This window comes from Actinoallomurus liliacearum (genome assembly GCF_039542035.1).
Classification (GTDB): Bacteria; Actinomycetota; Actinomycetes; order Streptosporangiales; family Streptosporangiaceae; genus Actinoallomurus; species Actinoallomurus liliacearum.
Genome location: NZ_BAABHJ010000032.1, coordinates 19,523 through 37,439 on the forward strand (window position 1 = coordinate 19,523; position 17,917 = coordinate 37,439).

Below are 17,917 nucleotides of genomic sequence, written 5' to 3' on the forward strand. Positions count from 1 at the left end.
GGTTCACCTAGACGGAAAACCCGCTCATTCTGCTCGCTCACGCGAAATATTTTTTGATCCCCATCGGCCCTCCCTCTCCTCCTGAAAAGATCGGCGTTTCCGGTGCCCCCGTTGGGCAGACCCGTTCCACCCGTGCGGGACAGCGCGGCTCAGAGGTCCAGTGTCAGACCCGGCGGCACGCCGATGAGCGACGCGGCGCCCTGCGGGTCGACGTCGATCGAGACGGTCGCGGCGCCGACGCGCACGTTGCTCACCGACAGCGGGCCGAAGCCGGGCAGCGGGGACACGGCGAGCCGGCCGGCCGGCACGTCGACGTCGAGTCCGAGGAGCGCGGTGACCAGGGCCGGTGAGACCGCGGCCGCCCACGCCTGGGGCCGGCACGCCGCCGCGTACGGCACGGGGCCCACCGGCCCGCCGTCGTCGGCCGGCCCGGCCGGACCGCTGTGCCCGGAGTTCCCGCCCGCCCGGTGGCTCCGCTCGGCGCCCGAGCCGTGACCCGCCGGGGCGTCCTGGCCGCCGAACAGCTCGGGCAGCCGATGACCGAAGCTCGGCGCGGCGGCGATCAGGCCGCGCGCCAGGCTCGCGGCCACGTCGTGATGACCGGCCCGGACCAGACCGAGCACGGCGATCACGGTGTCGTGCGGCCAGACCGAACCGAGGTGGTACGACAGCGGGTCGAAGCCGGCCGAGGCCGTGCCCAGCGTTCGCAGCCCCCAGCCGGAGTCCAGCTCGGCCAGCCGGGGCGCGACCCGGTCCTCCTCGGCCGGGGTGAGCAGGCCGGTGCCGAGCAGGTGCCCCATGTTGGAGGCCGGGCCGTCCACGGGTTCTCCCCGCCCGTCCAGCGCGATCGCCGGATAGCCGTCCACCCAGAACCGCGCCCGGAACCGCTCCGCGAGGGCCGCCGCCCACTCCCGGCGGCGGTCGCCGCCCGACCGGCCGAACGCGTCGAGCAGGTCGGCGCCGAGCACGGCGGCCTGATAGGCGTACGCCTGGACCTCCGACAGGGCGACCGGCGGCGTCGCCGGACGCCCGTCGGCGTGCTGGACGCCGTCGGTGGAGTCCTTCCAGCCCTGGTTGACGAGCCGGTCCGGCGATCCGGTGTAGGACACGAAGGCGTCGCCGAAGCCCTCGAGCCAGTCCAGCGCCCGCTCGGCGGCGGGCAGCAGCGCTTCGACCTCGGCGGCCGGCATCCCCCACCGCCACGCCTCCGCGAGCGTCGTGACGAACAGCGGCGTGGCGTCGACCGTGCCGTAGTACACCGGCGGCAGCCACCCCGCGGCGTGCGCGGGCCGCAGCTCGTGCGGGATCTTGCCGGGCGCCTCCTCCGTCTCCGGGTCGTGGCGGACGCCCTGGTGCCGGGCCAGGGTCCGCAGCGTCCCGGCGGCGAGCTCGTACCCGAGCGGGAGGGCCAGCCGGGCGGTCCACAGGGAGTCCCGGCCGAACAGCGTGAGGTACCACGGGCTGCCGGCCGCGCAGTACAGGTCGCCCTCGTCGGCGAGCAGCAGCGCGCCGAGATCCGCGATCCCCTGACCGACCAGCGCGTCCAGGCGCCGGTCGGCGGACCGTACGGTGAGCGGCGCGGCCGACCAGGGCGGCGGCGCATCCGGCGCCAGCGGCCGGAACCCCTCCACCGGCGGGGGCGTCGCCCGTACGGTCAGCGTGGTCGTGAACTCCTCCCCCGGCGCCAGGGTCGGCTCGGCCCGCAGGCGCCCGGTCAGCAGCACCGCGTAGCCGTCCGGGCCGGTGTGCGCGACCCCGTCGCGCAGCGACACCGCGCCCGCTCGGGCGCCGTCGCCGTGGTCGCCCGTCCGGCCCGGCTCCCCGGCGTGCCATGCCTTGACGTCGCTGATCTCGGCGAGGTCGGCGGCCGCCTCGACCGCGACGGCCACCGTGACCGGCTCGGTCCCCGTGTTGCGGACACGGATCTCCTCGGTGCCGCCGTCGCGGCCGACCGTACGGGTCCGCTCGACCGTCAGGTCGCCGAGCGCCGCGGTGAAGCGGGCGCCGTCCGCGCCGACGAGGGTCGCGTCGACCGGCGCGGGCTCGGCTCCGTCGAGGGTCACCACGAGCCGTGACAGGACCCGGCGGTCGGCGACGTACAGCCCGTCGGCACCGCCGGTCAGCTGCCCGCTCGGCGGGGACAGCCAGAGCGCGGGCGCGGCGACGCAGGTCAGGTGCTCATGGAGGGAGGACTGGGACACGGTGACTCCGGGGGTGGGCAAGGCGACGCCCCGCCCGGGTGGACGGGGCAGGGCGAAGGGACGCCCCGCCCGGAAGGCCGGGCGGGGCGTCACGGGTTCAGCGGAGGGTGACGGCGAACACGGCGCTGCCGCCCGCGGATCCGGCGTCGGCCACGACCTCGGTGCCGCGCGCGGTCGTGCGGACCTGGTACTTCACGGCGCGCCCGTCGAGGGTCACCGCGGCGACCTTCGCGCCGGTCGGCAGGACCTGACCGATCAGCAGGCTCGCCTTGGCGGACCGGCCGGTCACGGTGGTGCGCAGCGACTTCCCGGCGGCCTCGGCGGTGACGTCGACCGTGCCGCCGCCAACCCGGATGTGGCGTCCGGCGACGCGGGTCTGGCCCGGCGGAACCTGCGGGACGACCTCCAGCCGCGCCCGGCCCATGTCCGGGGAGACGCCGAGCTGCTGGTGGACGACCGGCCAGAGGTTGCCGTACGCGCCCCACGCCTGCAGGACCATCGAGCGTCCGGTCAGGGGACGGTCGATGTTGGCGGGGTCGAAGTCCGGGCTCGGCGCGATCTCCGGCATGGCGCCGGGCATCTCCCACAGCGACGGGTCGAGCTGGATCCGGGCGTTGTCGGTGGTGTACGTCCGCTGCTGGGCCAGGCGGCCGTAGTTGCCCTCGGCGACGGCCATGATCCCGTTGCCGAGCGAGAAGACCTCGCGGTCGCTCTGCACGGACGAGACCACGCCGTCACAGGACGGTCCCTTGTTCCCGCCGTCGGCCGAGGTCGGGCCGGTGCCCGTGTGGTAGAGCCCGGTGGTGCCGGTGTAGCAGGACTGCTCGCGCCGGGCCAGCGCCGCCCGGGCGTGCTGGTCGTCGGCGAGCGGACGGGTGACCTGACCGGGGCGGACGAGTTCGGCGTCCATCGGCGTCACGCCGATCCAGTGCCGCTGGAAGATCTTCGTGTTGTCGTTGGCCGGGTCGTCGGCCTTGTCGATGGAGTCGGCGTACTGGGCGGTGTCGCCGCCGTACCACCAGGCCCCCTCGAACTTCTTCTCCATCGCGTCGGCGCGCCCGCCCGCCCAGGCGGCGGTGGCGCCGTCGCCCTCGGCGGTGGCCAGGTCGGCCAGGTCCCGCAGGCCACGGATGGTGTACACCGCGTTGTCCAGCTTCTCGACGCCCATGCCGGCACGCTCGACGTTCCCGGACCCCTCGGGCCAGCCGTCGCCGTCGGCGTCCAGCTTCTCCACGATGTAGTGCATGTTGCGCTTGGCGAAGTCGTACATCGAGTCGAGGAACGCCCGGTCGCCGGTCCAGCGCCACACCAGCGCGACCGCGCTGGGGAACTTCGCGGTCTCGTCGGTGTTTCCGGCCTCGCCGTTCGCGCCGAAGTAGACCGAGCCGTCCGAGACGACCTCGTGGATCACCTTGCCGCTGCGGTCGTTGACGATGTCGCTGGTGTCGCGGACGGCCCGCAGGTGGTCCTCGATCGCGGAGAACTGCCCGGCCGCCACGGTCGCGTAGGCGGTGTACTCCCCGTCGGTGCCGAACAGCCACGGGTAGTCCGGCCAGCCGGCGCCGAGCCAGCGGGCCTTGGCGACGGTGCCCTTGGGCGCCGGGTAGTCCTTGCCCTCATGGGTGACCCGCATCTTCAGGTCGCGGGCCTCCTGCACGGAGTCGGCGAGGTTCTGCTTGCTCCACTCGACGCTCTGCTGCAGGAGCCGGTCGCCGGGCAGGTCGACGACGGTGTTCGCGGCGACGGCGCGGCGCGCGGCGACCTTGCGGGCCAGCAGGCCGGCCGGGTCGTGCAGCGCGGTGCGCAGCGCGCCGTTCGCCTCGGAGAGGCCGTGGTCGGAGCCGGCGACCGCGATCCAGACGGTGGCCTTGCCGCCCGCCGGGACGGTCACGTCGTAGGAGAGCCGCCCGCCCGTGCCCTTGCCGAACGCCGTGTCGTCGCAGCGCTTGGGCTGGTCGCCGGTCGCGGGGCAGACGACGGCCGGATCCTGCGGCCCCCGGTGGTCGGGACCGAGCCGGTGCGCGACCGGCGTGCGGTCGGCGGCGACGAGCGCGGCGTAGTCGTGCCGGGTCGCGTTCGGGACGTTCGGGGTGCCCTGCTCGCGGAAGACCAGCGTCCCCTTGTCGTACGCCCCGGTGTCCGGGAGGTTCATCGCCTGCTGGTCAGGGCTCGTCGAGCCCCACGGGTAGGCGGTCATCAGCTCCGAGTGCGCGTCCACGTCGAGGCGTACGGTCTTGCGGGAGTCGGAGCTGAGGGTGATGCCGATGAGCCCGGCGCGTACGCCGTCGGGCGCGACGTCCGTGCGCTCGGCGCGCACGCCGTTCGCGGCCGTGTAGGCGATCCGGGTGTACCCCTGCCCGGCGGTGAACCGCTGGGCGGCGGCCTGCTTGCCGAGCCACGCGCCGTCCAGGCCGAACCAGACGCCGTCGAGCAGCTTGAGGGGCGGGGTCCAGATCCCGCCCATCTCCCCGGTCGTGTGCCAGCCCGCCGCCGGGTACAGCCCGTCCTCGGTGGACACCGAGTAGAACCGGTCCCCGATGACGACCGACCGCCGGTCCGGCAGCCGGGTCGTCTCCGACAGCTCGGCGGGGGCGGCGGAGACCGCGGGACCGGTCGCGGCACGGGCCGGGGCCGGCCGCGCGGCGACGGTACCGGCGGTCAGGACCAGTGCTACCGCGACCGCGGATACGGGTCGTAGGGCGTGGCCTCTCATGCGCATCACCTCTCGTGGATCTTCCCCCGAGCGTTCATTGCCCTGAAGGTGTCCGGTGGATCTCTGTCACCGGACACCCCTAGGGACGAAGACGGCCCGCCGTCCGGGGTGCCGCGGTCGGCGACACCCTCGGCCGGCGGGCCGCGTCATCAGTCGGAGACCGCGAGCCAGACGGCCGTTTCCGTGGGCAGCAGCCCGCCGTCGAGCGGGCCGCTGGCCAGCAGGACCTCAGCGTCGGCGGGCAGCTCCTGCGGCGCCCCGGACAGGTTGACGACGCAGGCGAAGCCCGGTGCGCGGGTGAACCGCAGCACCCCTTCGGGCGCGTCGTCGTCCCAGGTCAGGTCGCCGTCGCCCAGGGCCGCGTGCTCGTGCCGGAGCCGCAGCGCGGCGCGGTACAGCTCCAGCGTGGACGCCGGGTCCCCGGCCTCCGCGTCGGCCGTGAGCCCCTTCCAGGACTCCGGCTGCGGCAGCCAGGGCGTGCTTCCGTCCGGACCGAATCCGTATGGCGCGGTGTCACCGGACCACGGAATCGGCACTCGGCAGCCGTCCCGGCCACGGGACGTGTGCCCGGAACGTTCCCAAACCGGGTCCTGCAGGGCGGACTCGGGCAGGTCCTCGACCTCCGGGAGGCCGAGCTCCTCGCCCTGGTAGACGTACGCGCCGCCGGGCAGGGCCAGCATGAGCAGCGCCGCCGCCCGGGCCCGGCGGGTGCCGAGCTCCAGGTCGACGGGCTCCTCGACGTCGTGCTGCGGGCCGCGGCCGCCGGTGTGGGTCCGGCCGTACCGGGTGACGTGGCGGACCACGTCGTGGTTGGACAGGACCCAGGTGGCCGGGGCGTTCTCCAGGGCGAACGCGCCCAGGCTCGCGTCGATCACCTCGCGCAGGCTCGCGGCGTCCCACGAGGCGCGCAGGTAGTCGAAGTTGAACGCGGTGTGCAACTCGTCGGAGCGCAGGTAGCGCGCCAGCCGCTCCGGAGTCGCCACCCACGCCTCGGCGACGAACGTACGGTCGCCCTCGTAGCGGTCGGCCACCCGCCGCCAGCCGCGGTAGATCTCGTGGACCCCGTCGCGGTCCCAGTGCGGGTGGTCGAGCCGCATGCTCGGCTCCAGGACGTCCTCCGCGTCGCCGCCGAGGTCCGGCAGGCCGTCCTGCTTGATCATGCCGTGCGCGACGTCGATGCGGAAGCCGTCGACACCGCGGTCGAACCAGAACGCCAGCACCTGTTCGAACTCGGCGCGGACCTCGGGATTCTCCCAGTTCAGGTCCGGCTGCTCGGGGGCGAACAGGTGCAAGTACCACTCTCCGTCCGGCAGCCGGGTCCAGGCGCTGCCGCCGAACGTGCTGCGCCAGTCGTTCGGCGGCAGCTCGCCGTCGGCTCCGCGACCGGTCCGGAAGACGTACCGGTCGCGTTCGGGGCTGCCCGGGCCGGCCGCGAGCGCGGCCTGGAACCACTTGTGCCGGTCAGAGGTGTGATTGGGAACGATGTCGATGATCACCCGGATGCCGTGGTCGTGCGCGTCACGGATCAGGGCGTCCGCGTCGGCCAGAGTGCCGAACATCGGATCGATATCGGTGTAGTCCGCCACGTCGTAGCCCCCGTCCGCCATCGGAGAGGGGTACCACGGCGTGATCCAGACGGCGTCGACGCCGAGGTCGCGCAGGTACGGCAGCCGGGATCGAATCCCGGCGATGTCACCGATCCCGTCACCGTTCGCGTCGGCGAAGCTGCGAATGTAGATCTGGTAGATGACGGCGCTGCGCCACCAGGGGGCGTTGACGTGCACTGTTTCCCTTCAGGGGGGTCGGGGAGGGTGTCGTGCCCTACTTCACGCCACCGGCGGTGAGGCCGGCGATGATGCGGCGCTGCAGGAGCAGCACGACGATGACGAGCGGTACGGTCACGAGGACGCCGGCCGCCATCTGCGTGCCGAACGGCTGGTCGAAACCGTACGCCCCGGTGAACTTGGAGATCGACACGGTGGCCGTCTGCATCTCCTTCTTGTTCACCATGCTCAGGGCGATCATGAACTCGTTCCACGCTGCGATGAACGCGATGATCGCGGTGGTGAAGACGCCCGGTGCCGCGAGCGGAACGATGATCTTTCGGAAGGCCTGGCCGCGGGTGCACCCGTCGACCATGGCCGCGTACTCCAGTTCGAACGGCATCTGCCGGAAGAACGCGTTGAGGTTCCACACCGCCAGCGGCAGCACGAACGACAGGTTCGGGATGATCATCGACTGGTAAGTGTTGATCCAGCTGATGTTCGTGAACAGGTGCAGCAGCGGAACGATCAGGGAGATCGTCGGGAACATCGAGGTCGCCACGATGATGCCGAGCACCACGTTCTTGAACTTGAAGTCCAGCCGCGCCAGCGCGTACGCCGTGAAGGTGCCGACGACGAGCGTGAGCACCGTCGTCACGCCCGCCACGACGATGCTGTTCAGCAGCGCCCGCTGGAACCCCACGTCGTGCTTGAACACCGCCGTGAAGTTCTTGATCGAGATCGGCGAGGGGATCGGCGAGTTGTCGAACTGGTCCTCCGGCCGCCGGAAGGCCGAGACGACCATCCAGTAGAACGGCGCCAGACAGTAGAGCGCCACCACGATCATGCCGAGGTACGAGAGCGCCCTGCCCGCGCTGAAGCTCCGGCGCTCCTTGGCCCCGGACTTCGAGGTGGAAATGGCGGTCATGCCGTTGCCTCCCGGGTGGGCCGCGAGCCCTTCTTGGCACGCTTGGCGGACGCGGACTTCTTACGCGCCCGCGCGTCGCCGATGATGTCGGCGCCGAGCAGCTTGACGAAGGCGTACGCGACGACCGCGACGTAGACGAACAGGATCGTGGCGTAGGCGGCCGCGGGACCGTACCGCAGGTTGGTCGCCTCGTCGTAGGCGAGCATGGACAGGGTGTTCACCGAGTCCTTGTGCGCGCCGATGAGCACGAACGGCAGGTCGAAGAACCGCAGCACGTCGAGCAGCCGGAACAGCACGGCGACGAGCAGCACCGGCTTGATCAGCGGCAGCGTGATCTTGACGAACGTGTACCACGTGCCGGCCCCGTCCACCTTCGCGGCCTCGTAGACCTCGCCCGGGATCAGCTGGAGACCGGCGAGGACGAGCAGGCCGACGAACGGCGCGGTCTTCCACGTGTCGGCGATGAGCACGGCGACCTTCGCGTGGAAGCCCTCCGTGGTCCACAGCACCTGGTGGCCGATGATCGCGTTGGCCACGCCGTCGGCCTGGAAGACCCAGCGCCACAGCAGCGCGGACACCGCGGTCGGGATCGCCCAGGGCACCAGAATGCTCGCCCGGACGAAGCCCCTGCCGCGGAAGGCCTGGTGCATGACCAGCGCCATCGCCACGCCGAGGATCGTCTCGATGATGACGCCGACGACGGTGAAGAAGGTGGTGTTGTAGAACGCGTTCCAGAACGCGTGCGAGCTGTCACCGGTCAAGATGTCGGTGTAGTTCTTCAGGCCGACGAACTTGTCGCCCTTGACGACGAACCCGTTGGCGTCCAGCCCGTTGCTGCGCTGGTACAGCGACTCACGGAGCGCGTCGACGATCGGGTAGCCGACCACGAGGGCGAGGACGAGGAAGGTCGGCGAGAGCAGCACGGCGGCCAGGCGACCCGAGCCCTGGACGTCGCTCTTCTTTTTCTGCTTTACCGGGGCGACGGTTCCCGGTTCGGCGGTCGTAGTAGTCATGGAGCCCTCCTGGGGGCCCGTGGCGGGACGACGGGCGTCCCGCCACGGGACGCGGCTACGGCGTGATCAGCTGTCCGAGCTTGTTCTGCAGGTCGGCCAGCGCCTGGTCGGAGGTCGACTTGCCGGTGAGCGCCGCGTAGGCGGCCTCCTGGATCGCGGCGGTCACGTCGCCGTACCGCACGGCCTGCGGCCGGGGCTTGGCGTTGTCGAGGGAAGCCTTGAGGGTCGTCAGGTAGGGGAACTTCTTCTGCAGCTCCGGGTCGGAGTACAGCGACGCCAGGGTCGGCGCCTCCGAGGAGTTGATGAGGTTGGCACGCTCGGTCTGCTCGCTGGTCAGGTACTTGATGAAGTCCAGCGCCGTGGCCTTGTTCTGAGCGAACTTGGAGATCGCCAGGTTGTGGCCGCCCAGGGTCGGCGCGCCCGGACCGTTCAGACCCGGCAGCGGGGCGACGGCGAACTTGTCGACGACCTTCGAGTCGCCCTTCTTGTTCGACAGGGCGTAGGCGTACGGCCACTGACGGTAGAAGACCAGGTTGCCCTTCTCAAAGGCGCGCCGGGACTCCTCCTCCTTGTAGCTGATGGCCTCCTTGGGGATCATTCCGTTCTTGAAGCCGTTGACGAGGAAGTCCAGGCCCTGCTTGGCCTGCGGGGTGTTGACGTTCGGCTTGCCCGAGTCGTCGACGACGACGCCGCCGGCGCTCTCGACCGCCTCGGAGAAGTTGACCGTGAGGCCCTCGTACTTCTCGAACTGGCCGGCGTAGCAGTTGGCGCCCTTGATCTTGGCGCAGTCCTGCTGCATCTCCGCCCAGGTCTTCGGCGGCGCCGTGATGCCCGCCTTGTCCAGCAGGTCCTTGTTGTAGTAGAGCAGACCGGAGTCGGTCTTCCACGGCGCGGCGTACAGGTTGTTCCGGTACTCACCGGTCTTGGTCGCCGAGGGCAGGAACTTCGTCAGGTCGAACTGGTCCTTCGGAAGCTGCGAGACCCACTGGTTCGCGGCGAACTCCGCCGTCCACACCACGTCCAGGTTCAGCACGCTGTACGCGTTGGACTTGGTCTGGGCGTTCTGCACCATCTGCTGCCGCTGTGCGTCGGCGTCCTCCGGCAGCTCGATGATCCGAGCCTGCTCCTTCGGGTGCTGCTGGTTCCAGGCGTTGACCAGGTTCTGCAGGTTGCCCGACGTGTCCTTACCGGTCGCCAGCGTGATCGGCCCACGGCCGCTCAGCGCACCGGAGTCGTTCGACCCGCCCTTGCTGTCGTCGCTCTTGCTGCCGCCACACGCGGCGGCGACCACGGCGACGCTCGCCGCGATGACCGCGAAGCGGGTCATTCTCGAAACGGATGCCACCTTTACTCCATCCTGAGGGATTGTTCGGTACTGCTGCCGGATCGGATCCCCGGCCCTCGTCACTCCCGTGCCACGAGCTCTGGGCGCAACATCACCCCCTCGGGCGGGGAATCACTACCCTGCACCCGCGCCGTCAGCAGACTGACGACGCGTCGCGCCACCTCGTCGAGCGGTTGCCGGATGCTCGACATCCGGGGCGAGATCAAAGACGCGGCGGGTGAGTCATCGAAGCCCACCACGCCGACGCGCGGACGGCCGTCCGCGTCCAGGCCGCCGGCGAGCCTGGCCCCGACGGCGTGCGTGTCGCTGCCGCACACGAACGCGGTCGGCGGCTCGGGCCGCGCCAGCATGCGCTCGGCCGCCGCGACGGCGACCGCGACACCCTCGCCGCACACGCCGATCAGTCCGTCGGTCTCCAGGCCGTGCCGGCCCATGGCCCGCAGCCAGCCCCTCCGCCGCTCGTCGCCGAACCCGGTGCCCTCGGGCCAGCCGAGGTAGGCGATGCGCCGGTGGCCGCGGCCGATCAGGTGCTCGACCCCCTGCTCGATGCCGTACGCCCCGTCCACGTCCACCCAGGTGTACGGGCCGTCCTCCTGACCCCAGGGCCGGCCGAAGCACACGAAGGGGATGCTGCGCTCGGCGAACCACGGGAGCCGCCGGTCCCGCGCGGACACGTCGGCCAGGACGAACCCGTCGACGGTGCCGGTGCGGATCAGGTCCTCGTAGGTCGCGAGTTCCTCGTCCACGGCCGTCGGGGCGAAGAGCAGCAGGTGGTAGCCGGCGGCCCCGGCCGCCGCGGTCAGCGAGTAGAGGAAGCGGTCGAGGAAGTTGCTCACGCCGATCGGCGCGGGGATCTTCAGGCCGAGACACCGGCTGGCACGTTCCCGGAGGTTCTGCGCGGCGCGGTTCGGCCGGTAGCCGAGCTCCTCGATCGCCCGCCGTACGCGTGTGGCGGTGTCCGGCGCCACGCGCGCGGGACGGTTCAGCACGTTGGAGACCGTCTGACGGGAGACACCGGCGGCCGCGGCGACATCGGAGATCGTCACTCCGTTCGCGTCTCGACCGTTCATCCCTCTCCCTCGCGTTTCGCGATATTTCTGGTGACCCGGGGCGATTTGATCGTTCAAATTGCCACCACGCGAGAAGGCGTGTCAAGCAGATGTCGAACACGTTTCCGGCTCGTTACATGCGCGTGTTGGTACCGAGTCCGAGTGGTCCGGACCACTCGGGCCCGAGCAGCTCACAAGCCCCGAAACGGGCAGGTTTCTCCCCTAGGGAGGACGATGCCACGCCGGACGCGCTCCAGGAAGAGGGATAAGGAACGCGGGCGCGGGCAGGGCGTTCGGCGAGCCGTCCGGGAACACCGGGGCGGGCGCGCGTCGTTGCCGCTATACGACCGAGGAAGAGGGGGGATGTGGGTGTCCGCGACGTCGGACCCTTCCAGTCCTGAGGCGAGGGCACCGCGATGGTGAGCGCCCTCGCCGGTGTCGCCGCGATCCTGGTGCTGACGGCCGCGACCGGGTACTTCGTCGCCCAGGAGTTCGCCTTCATCGCCGCCGACCGCGCCACGCTCGCCGCGCAGGCCGAACGCGGAGACAGAAGGGCCCTGAGGGCCCTGGACGTGACGAGCCGGCTGTCGTTCATGCTGTCCGGCGCGCAGCTGGGGATCACGGTGACCGCGCTGGTCGTCGGCTTCATCGCCGAGCCCGCCACGTCCCGGTTGATCGCCCCGCTGCTCGAGCACGCGGGCCTGTCCGGCGGCCAGGCCGACGGCGTCGCGGTCGTCGCCGGGTTCCTGCTGGCGACCGTGGTCCAGATGGTGCTCGGCGAACTGCTGCCCAAGAACCTGTCACTGGCCCGCGCCGAGCCGGTCGCCAAGGCACTCGCCGCCTCGACCCTGGCGTACCTGACGGTGGCGGGCCCGGTGATCAGGTTCTTCGACACGGCGGCCGCCCGGCTGGTGCGGCTGTTCGGCGTGGAGCCGGTGGAGGAGCTGCACCACGGCGCGACCCTGGAGGAGCTCGGCGACATCATCGGCGAGTCCCGTCGCGCGGGCCATCTCCCGCCGGACCTGTCCGACCTGCTCCAGCGTGCGCTGACCTTCCGGGAGCGTACGGCGGCCGAGGTCATGGTGCCCCGTCCCGACGTCGTCGCCGTTCCCCGTGCCACGACCGTGGCGGAGCTGACCGACCTGGTGACCCGCGTGGGCCACACCGACTATCCGGTCTGGGGACGGGACATCGACGACGTCATCGGCGTCGTCGGGGTACGCGAGCTGGCCGCGCTCGACGTCACGGACACGCCCGGACCGTCCCGCCCGAACAGCACCGGTGCATCCGGCACCGGCTCCCCCGGCGGCGACCGGACCGTGGACGCGGTGATGCGCCCCGCGCTGCTCGTCCCGGACACCCTCGAACTGCAGGCGGTCACGGCCCGGATGCGCGAGGCGGGTCAGGAGTTCGCCGCCGTCGTCGACGAGTACGGCGGCCTGGCCGGGATCCTCACGTTCGAGGACATCGCCGAGGAACTCGTCGGCGAGATCGCCGACGAGAACGACGCGGCCGAGGCGGATCCCACCCGTGGCAAGGGCGTCTGGGTGCTGAACGCCGGCACCCGGATCGCGCAGGTCCGGGACCTCACGGGGCTGGCACTGCCCGTCGACGCCGCGTACGACAGCCTCAGCGGGCTCGTCATGACACGGCTGCACCGCCTGCCGCGAGCGGGCGACCGGATCGAGGTCGAGCTCGACCCCGAGTACGGCCCGCCGGGGCACGCCGCGATCGAGGTCCTCGCCGTCCGCCGGCGCGTGGCCCGGACCGTGCGGCTGCACGCGCTGCCACTCGCCACCGCCGCGCCCGGAGAGTCCCTCGGGGGGTTCGCGTGAACCCGCTGACCTCCGCCCTGGTCACGCTCCTGCTCCTGGCCGGCAACGCCTTCTTCGTCGCCTCGGAGTTCGCCCTCGTCGCCGCGAAACGCCCGCGCCTGGAGCGGGCGGCGGCACGCGGCGGCACCGCCGCGCGGGCCGCCGTCGCCGGGATCGACGAGCTGTCGCTGATGCTGGCCGGCGCGCAACTGGGCATCACCATGTGCTCGCTGGGGCTCGGCGTCGTCACCGAGCCGGCCTTCGAGGGCCTGCTGGACGCGCCGCTGGCGGCCGTCGGCGCCCCGGCGGCCGTCGGGCACGCCGTGGCGTTCACCCTGGCGCTGGGCGTGGTGACCTTCCTGCACATGGTGGCCGGGGAGATGGCGCCGAAGTCCTGGGCGATCGCCCACCCCGAACGCTCGGCCCTGCTCCTCGCGATCCCGTTCCGCGGGTTCGCCCGGCTGTCGCGCCCGCTCCTGACCGTCCTCAACGGGATCACCAACGGTCTGCTCCGGCTCTGCGGCGTACGGCCGCGCGCGGAGGCGGAGGTGCCGGCCGACCCGCAGCGGCTGTCCCACCTGATCGGCGAGTCGCGCCGCTTGGGGTTGATCGACAACGCCGAGCACGACCTGCTGGGCCGGGCCATCACCACGCGGAACGCGGGCATCGACCACCTGGTCGTGCCCGCCGAGCGGGTCACCGCGGTCCCCGCCGACGCCGACCCGGAGGAGATCAGGAGGGCCGCCACGGCGAGCGGGCACACCCGGCTGCTCGTCCGGGACGGCCGCGCCCGCATCCGCGGGCTCCTGCACGTACGGGACGCCCTCCCCCACGGCGCCGACGGCCGGACCGCCGGCGACATGACCTACCCGGTCCCGGCCCTTCCCCCGGACACGACGGTGCTGGCCGCGGTCAGCACGCTGCGGCGTGCCCGCGCGCAGCTCGCGCTCGTCGCGACGCCGGAGAATCCGTTCATCGGCATCGTCAGCCTCGACGACCTGCTGAGCGAGCTCCTCGCCGGCAACCCGCACTGAGCCGGCCGCCACGACGGACGGCCTCCGGCAGCCGCGGCGACCCGCCCGGCGAACTCCTCATCGGCGGTGGCCCGCTCATCTTCGCCACTCGTCGAGGTGCAGGACCGATCCCCGGTCCGACGCCGGCGCGTTCCGCAGCGGGAGATCGCGGTGCCGCGGCTCGGGCGCGGGACGGACCGTCAACGGCAGGACGTCGGCGGTGGCCGGTTCCTCGGCCGGCGCGGCCGCGTACACCGGGACCTTGATCAACAGGAGGACCAGCGCGGCGGCCCCGGTGGCGGCCGCCGCCAGGGTGAGGACGCCGGGCAGCCGCGCGGCGGCGACGCCCACGCCGCAGAGCCCGGCGAGGCCCGCGGCGGCGCACAGGGTCAGGGCGACCTGCGGAACGGTGAGTCCCATCGCCCGCAGCCGGTGCGCCGCGTGGTCGGTGCCGGCGGTGAAGCAGGACAGGCCCGCGCGCGGGCGCGCGATGACGACGACCAGAGTGTCCACGGTGGCGACGAAGGTGAACAGGAGAAGCTCGGCGAGCCTGGCGGTCGCGCCGCCCGGAACCCGGACCAGCACGGCCGCGGCCGCCAGGAGGAAGCCGATGAACAGCGAGCCGGCGTCGCCCATGAACATCCGCGCGGGCGCCCAGTTGTGCACGAGGAACCCCAGGCAGCCGGCGGACAGCGTGATCAGCAGCAGCGCCAGGCCGCGCTGGCCCTCGAGGTAGGCCGCGCCGGCGCTGAGGCAGCCGCCCGCGACGGCCACCGTCGCGGCCGTCCCGTCCATGTTGTCCAGGAGGTTGAAGGAGTTGGCGAGCACCACGATCCACGCCACCGTCACCACGGGGTCCAGCCAGTGCCCGAAGACGCCGATGCGTCCCCCGGCCAGGACGACCGCCGTGGCGGCGACGACCTCCACGACCAGCCGGAACACCGGGTGCGTCGGTCTGAGGTCGTCGAGCAGCCCGACCAGCGCGACGACGACGGCGGCCACGACGAGGACCGTGATCCTCCGGTCCCAGTAGGGGATCGACACCGTTCCCGCCGCCAGGACGGCCACCGCGATCGCGACCCCGCCCAGGTACGGGGTCGGCCGGTCATGGGCCTTGCGGACGCCCGGCCGGTCGACGATCCCGCGCCGCAGCGCGTACCGGCTCAGCCCGGCGCTCAGCATGTCGGCCAGCAGGAGCGCGCCGAGGGCCGCACCCGCCGCCGTCAGCCACGACGCCACGGCCGCCCGCTCTCGACCTGCCTGATCGTGCCGGGCATGGCGCCCCTCCCGAGTCGGCCGACGGCCCCGCGGACGGATGCCACCGTCCGTGACCACTCCGGGAATCAGGCTAGAGATCGTCGATCAAAACCAGGGTCGCGCCGGCTACATGATCCGAGAAAGTCGGCCGGGCCGGCCGCTTCCCGATGAGTCCCGTATCGGCCTCCCCCACGTCCGCCGGACGGCCGGGCGGTGCGTTTAACCAGGTCGGCACCGGAAATGTCGCAATAGGCACATACGGGGAGACACAGGGGGGAAGGTACCGCGAGATGACTCAGCGACCTGAGACGATGCCGGAGAAGGACGCGGTCGATCTGCTGATCCGCCAGCACGAGGAGATCCGCCGCCTCTTCGAAGAGGTCGACCGGAGCACGGGCCACGCCCGCGAGGAGGCGTTCGAGAAGCTCTGCCGGTTCCTGGCGGTGCACGAGACGGCCGAAGAGGAGGTCGTGCACCCCCTGGCCCGCCGGGTCATCCCCGACGGCGACCGGATCATCGACGCCCGGCTGGAGGAGGAGAACGAGGGCAAGCGCGTCCTGCAGGCGCTGGAGAAGATGGGCACCTCGGCGGCCGGCTTCGAACCGCTGTTCGCCGAGTTCCGCAAGTCCGTCCTCGAGCACGCCGAGCGCGAGGAGCACGAGGAGTTCACCCGGTTGCGCGAGATGGGCGGCACCGAGCTACGCGGACTCGCCGCGGCGATCAAGGCGGCCGAGGCCATGGCGCCGACGCACCCGCACCCGGGCGTGGAGTCCGCCACCAAGAACATCCTCATCGGCACGTTCGCCTCCGCCGCCGACCGGACACGGGACGTGGTCCGGAAGGCGCTCGGCCGCGACCGGAAGTGACATGACGCCGCCGCTGGGCGGTGCACCCCAGATTTGGCGGAATAGGCGCGCTAAACGATTGTTTACTATTTGCGCTCTTGACGCTACCCACCGTCACCGGCACAGTTGAAGAGACCGTGCATTGCGGTCGATTCGGAATGCGATGGCGCATTTATCGCCAGTCACCTGACTCGGTCATCACGCGAGGGACCGGGTCGGACCGGCGATCCCGGCTCAGGCGAATCCGGGAGGGCGATCGGGAGACGATCCCGATCGCCCATCACGGCAGGGGTGTGCCCCTGCGCGCGGCCGACGGACGGATGCGCCCGCAGGGATGGTCCGGCCGTGGGACGGTCCCCCGGAGGCGGCGGGCTCAGCGGTCCAGGGCGAAGTGGGCCTGGACGCGGGTGCCCTCGGCGGTGCGGGAGATGCGGACCAGGTCGGCGACCTGGTTGACCAGCAGGAGGCCGCGCCCGCCATGGGCGTCGGGGCCCACCGGCCGCCGCCCGGCCAGCGGGTCGGCGAGCCGGCCGGAGTCGCTGACCTCGCACACGACGTGCCCCGGCCGGGACCACACGCGCAGCGTGCCGCCACCGCCGCCGTGCACGATGGAGTTGGCGGCCAGCTCGTTGACCGCGAGCTCGAGGTCGAGCAGCCGATCGCCGCCGAGACCGCGCAGGGCCGCCTCCGCCATGGCGAAGGTGCGTACCTCGCCCAACCCGTCCGCGCCGAACTCGAGGGCCACCGTGTCCACGGGCTCCGGGCCCAGGTCGTTGTACACCTCGATGACCTTCTCTGGATCGAAGTCGGAACTGACGCGCTCGACGCCGCGCTCGATGAGGACCGGGTGGGTCAGGGCCGCGTCCGCCAGCGTCCGCCGGTCGAGCTCCGCCGCGTCGTACGGGCACAGGATCGTCACCGCGCGCCCGGCGAAGGCCACGTTGATCAGGGCCTCGTGCTGGGCGCAGGCGGGATACTCCGTCACCGAGCGGCCGCGCCAGATGGGCTCACCGATGATCCGCACCCGCCGTCCGGGGTACGCGTCGACGAAACGCCGCAGAACACCGGGGATGATCCTGCCCGGGTTCCGTCCGGCCACGCTCATGTCGACGAAGCGCACCAGCCCGGCCGCGGCGCCCAGCCGCGCGCGCAGCAGCGCCAGCCGGCGCCCCGGAACGGCGATCGCCACCGGCTCGCCGACCTCGAGCCCGCTCCGCACGAAGGGCAGTGTCCCGGCGAGGTACTCCCGTTCACCGTGGTACAGCAGCGCAGGGTGGGAGAAGAGGGCGGGGGCGCTCATCCCGGTCCACCTCGCTCGTCGGCCACTGAGGAACACTACCGTGAGGTTACGTCCGAACGTCCAGGATAAGGCGACCTTCACACCGCTCAGCGATCTGGTCGTCACGCTCCCTCCTCCCCCGCTGCGCGCGGGCCCATGACCACGGCCGCACCGGCGGGTTGCCGGTAGGGTCGAGGTGACGTGAATCGTCTCGGCCAGGTGGGGAGGGTGACGGTGTCCGGTGAGCGGGCGCGCCGGCGGGTTCCGGCGATCCTCGTCTCACTGCTGCTGTTGCTCGGCGTCGGCGGCGGACTCGGCGCCGCCGCCTCCTCCCAGGGCGCCGATCGCCTGACCGCCGCGGTGGCGGCGACCGCGCCGTCCGCGGGCGCGGCCCCGGCCGCCGAGCACGGTCGGCACCTGCCCCGGCTCGACGAGCACCGGCAGGTCGGCAAGACGCCGCTGCGGGCCGTCGGCCCCGAGGGCATCTCGGCCTCGGCGGGACTGCCCGTCTGGTGGCGAGGGCCGCACCGGACCTCCTCCCGTACGCCGGCGGGTGACCGGTCGACGCGGCGCGGCCGGGCGCCTCCGGTCCTTCTCCCGTACGCGTCGGCGTAGCCGGACGGTCGCGAACCGCGCCGCCGGTCGTCGGCGCGCGTACCCGGGTGTCCACTGCCCCGGAACACGGACGTGCCCTGCC

13 protein-coding genes are annotated in these 17,917 nt (G+C 72.2%); 4 read left to right on the forward strand and 9 right to left on the reverse strand.

Features of this window, described 5'->3' with window-relative positions; all coding sequences use genetic code 11:
* Nucleotides 1–149 precede the first annotated feature (149 nt).
* The 7 genes from ABD978_RS35330 to ABD978_RS35360 form a co-directional block, all read right to left on the reverse strand.
* Complete coding sequence (locus tag ABD978_RS35330) at nt 150–2,201, reverse strand: glycogen debranching N-terminal domain-containing protein (protein ID WP_345364415.1); 2,052 nt, start codon at nt 2,199–2,201, stop codon at nt 150–152.
* 97 nt (nt 2,202–2,298) lie between these two features.
* The gene (locus ABD978_RS35335) at nt 2,299–4,914 is read right to left on the reverse strand and encodes a glucosidase family protein (protein ID WP_345364417.1); all 2,616 of its coding nucleotides are present in this window, start codon (nt 4,912–4,914) and stop codon (nt 2,299–2,301) included.
* 149 nt (nt 4,915–5,063) lie between these two features.
* Entirely contained in the window at nt 5,064–6,698 is a 1,635-nt protein-coding gene (locus ABD978_RS35340) for a glycoside hydrolase family 13 protein (protein ID WP_345364419.1), read from the reverse strand.
* Nucleotides 6,699–6,735: 37 nt separating this feature from the next.
* A complete protein-coding gene (locus ABD978_RS35345) occupies nt 6,736–7,605 on the reverse strand; it encodes a carbohydrate ABC transporter permease (protein WP_345364421.1) in 870 nt (289 codons plus the stop codon).
* The gene (locus tag ABD978_RS35350) at nt 7,602–8,618 is read right to left on the reverse strand and encodes a carbohydrate ABC transporter permease (protein ID WP_345364423.1); all 1,017 of its coding nucleotides are present in this window, start codon (nt 8,616–8,618) and stop codon (nt 7,602–7,604) included. The genes ABD978_RS35345 and ABD978_RS35350 overlap by 4 nt, the downstream gene beginning before the upstream one ends.
* 55 nt (nt 8,619–8,673) lie before the next feature.
* Nucleotides 8,674–9,945, reverse strand: coding sequence for an ABC transporter substrate-binding protein (locus ABD978_RS35355; protein ID WP_345364425.1), 1,272 nt, complete (start codon nt 9,943–9,945; stop codon nt 8,674–8,676).
* A gap of 77 nt (nt 9,946–10,022) precedes the next feature.
* Nucleotides 10,023–11,033 carry a LacI family DNA-binding transcriptional regulator gene (locus ABD978_RS35360; protein WP_345364427.1) on the reverse strand — a complete coding sequence of 337 codons (1,011 nt, stop codon included), beginning with the start codon at nt 11,031–11,033 and terminating at the stop codon, nt 10,023–10,025.
* Nucleotides 11,034–11,428: 395 nt separating this feature from the next.
* On the opposite strand from ABD978_RS35360, the gene ABD978_RS35365 reads away from it, so the two are divergent.
* Both ABD978_RS35365 and ABD978_RS35370 read left to right on the forward strand, forming a co-directional pair.
* Nucleotides 11,429–12,847 (forward strand): hemolysin family protein, encoded by a 1,419-nt coding sequence (locus ABD978_RS35365; RefSeq protein WP_345364429.1) that lies wholly within the window; start codon nt 11,429–11,431, stop codon nt 12,845–12,847.
* Nucleotides 12,844–13,860: a hemolysin family protein gene (locus ABD978_RS35370; protein ID WP_345364431.1), complete on the forward strand. Its 1,017-nt coding sequence runs from the start codon at nt 12,844–12,846 to the stop codon at nt 13,858–13,860. Before ABD978_RS35365 ends, ABD978_RS35370 begins: the two co-directional genes overlap by 4 nt.
* Before the next feature lie 75 nt (nt 13,861–13,935).
* Here ABD978_RS35370 and ABD978_RS35375 read toward each other — a convergent pair whose 3' ends face one another.
* Complete coding sequence (locus ABD978_RS35375; protein ID WP_345364433.1) at nt 13,936–15,078, reverse strand: MraY family glycosyltransferase; 1,143 nt, start codon at nt 15,076–15,078, stop codon at nt 13,936–13,938.
* Nucleotides 15,079–15,386: 308 nt separating this feature from the next.
* On the opposite strand from ABD978_RS35375, the gene ABD978_RS35380 reads away from it, so the two are divergent.
* On the forward strand, nt 15,387–15,962 hold the full coding sequence (locus ABD978_RS35380; protein WP_345364435.1) for a hemerythrin domain-containing protein: 576 nt from the start codon (nt 15,387–15,389) through the stop codon (nt 15,960–15,962).
* A gap of 352 nt (nt 15,963–16,314) precedes the next feature.
* Here ABD978_RS35380 and ABD978_RS35385 read toward each other — a convergent pair whose 3' ends face one another.
* Nucleotides 16,315–17,241: an anti-sigma factor RsbA family regulatory protein gene (locus tag ABD978_RS35385; RefSeq protein WP_345364438.1), complete on the reverse strand. Its 927-nt coding sequence runs from the start codon at nt 17,239–17,241 to the stop codon at nt 16,315–16,317.
* A gap of 207 nt (nt 17,242–17,448) precedes the next feature.
* Here ABD978_RS35385 and ABD978_RS35390 point away from each other — a divergent pair, with 207 nt between their 5' ends.
* Nucleotides 17,449–17,835 (forward strand): hypothetical protein, encoded by a 387-nt coding sequence (locus ABD978_RS35390; RefSeq protein WP_345364440.1) that lies wholly within the window; start codon nt 17,449–17,451, stop codon nt 17,833–17,835.
* Nucleotides 17,836–17,917 lie beyond the last annotated feature (82 nt).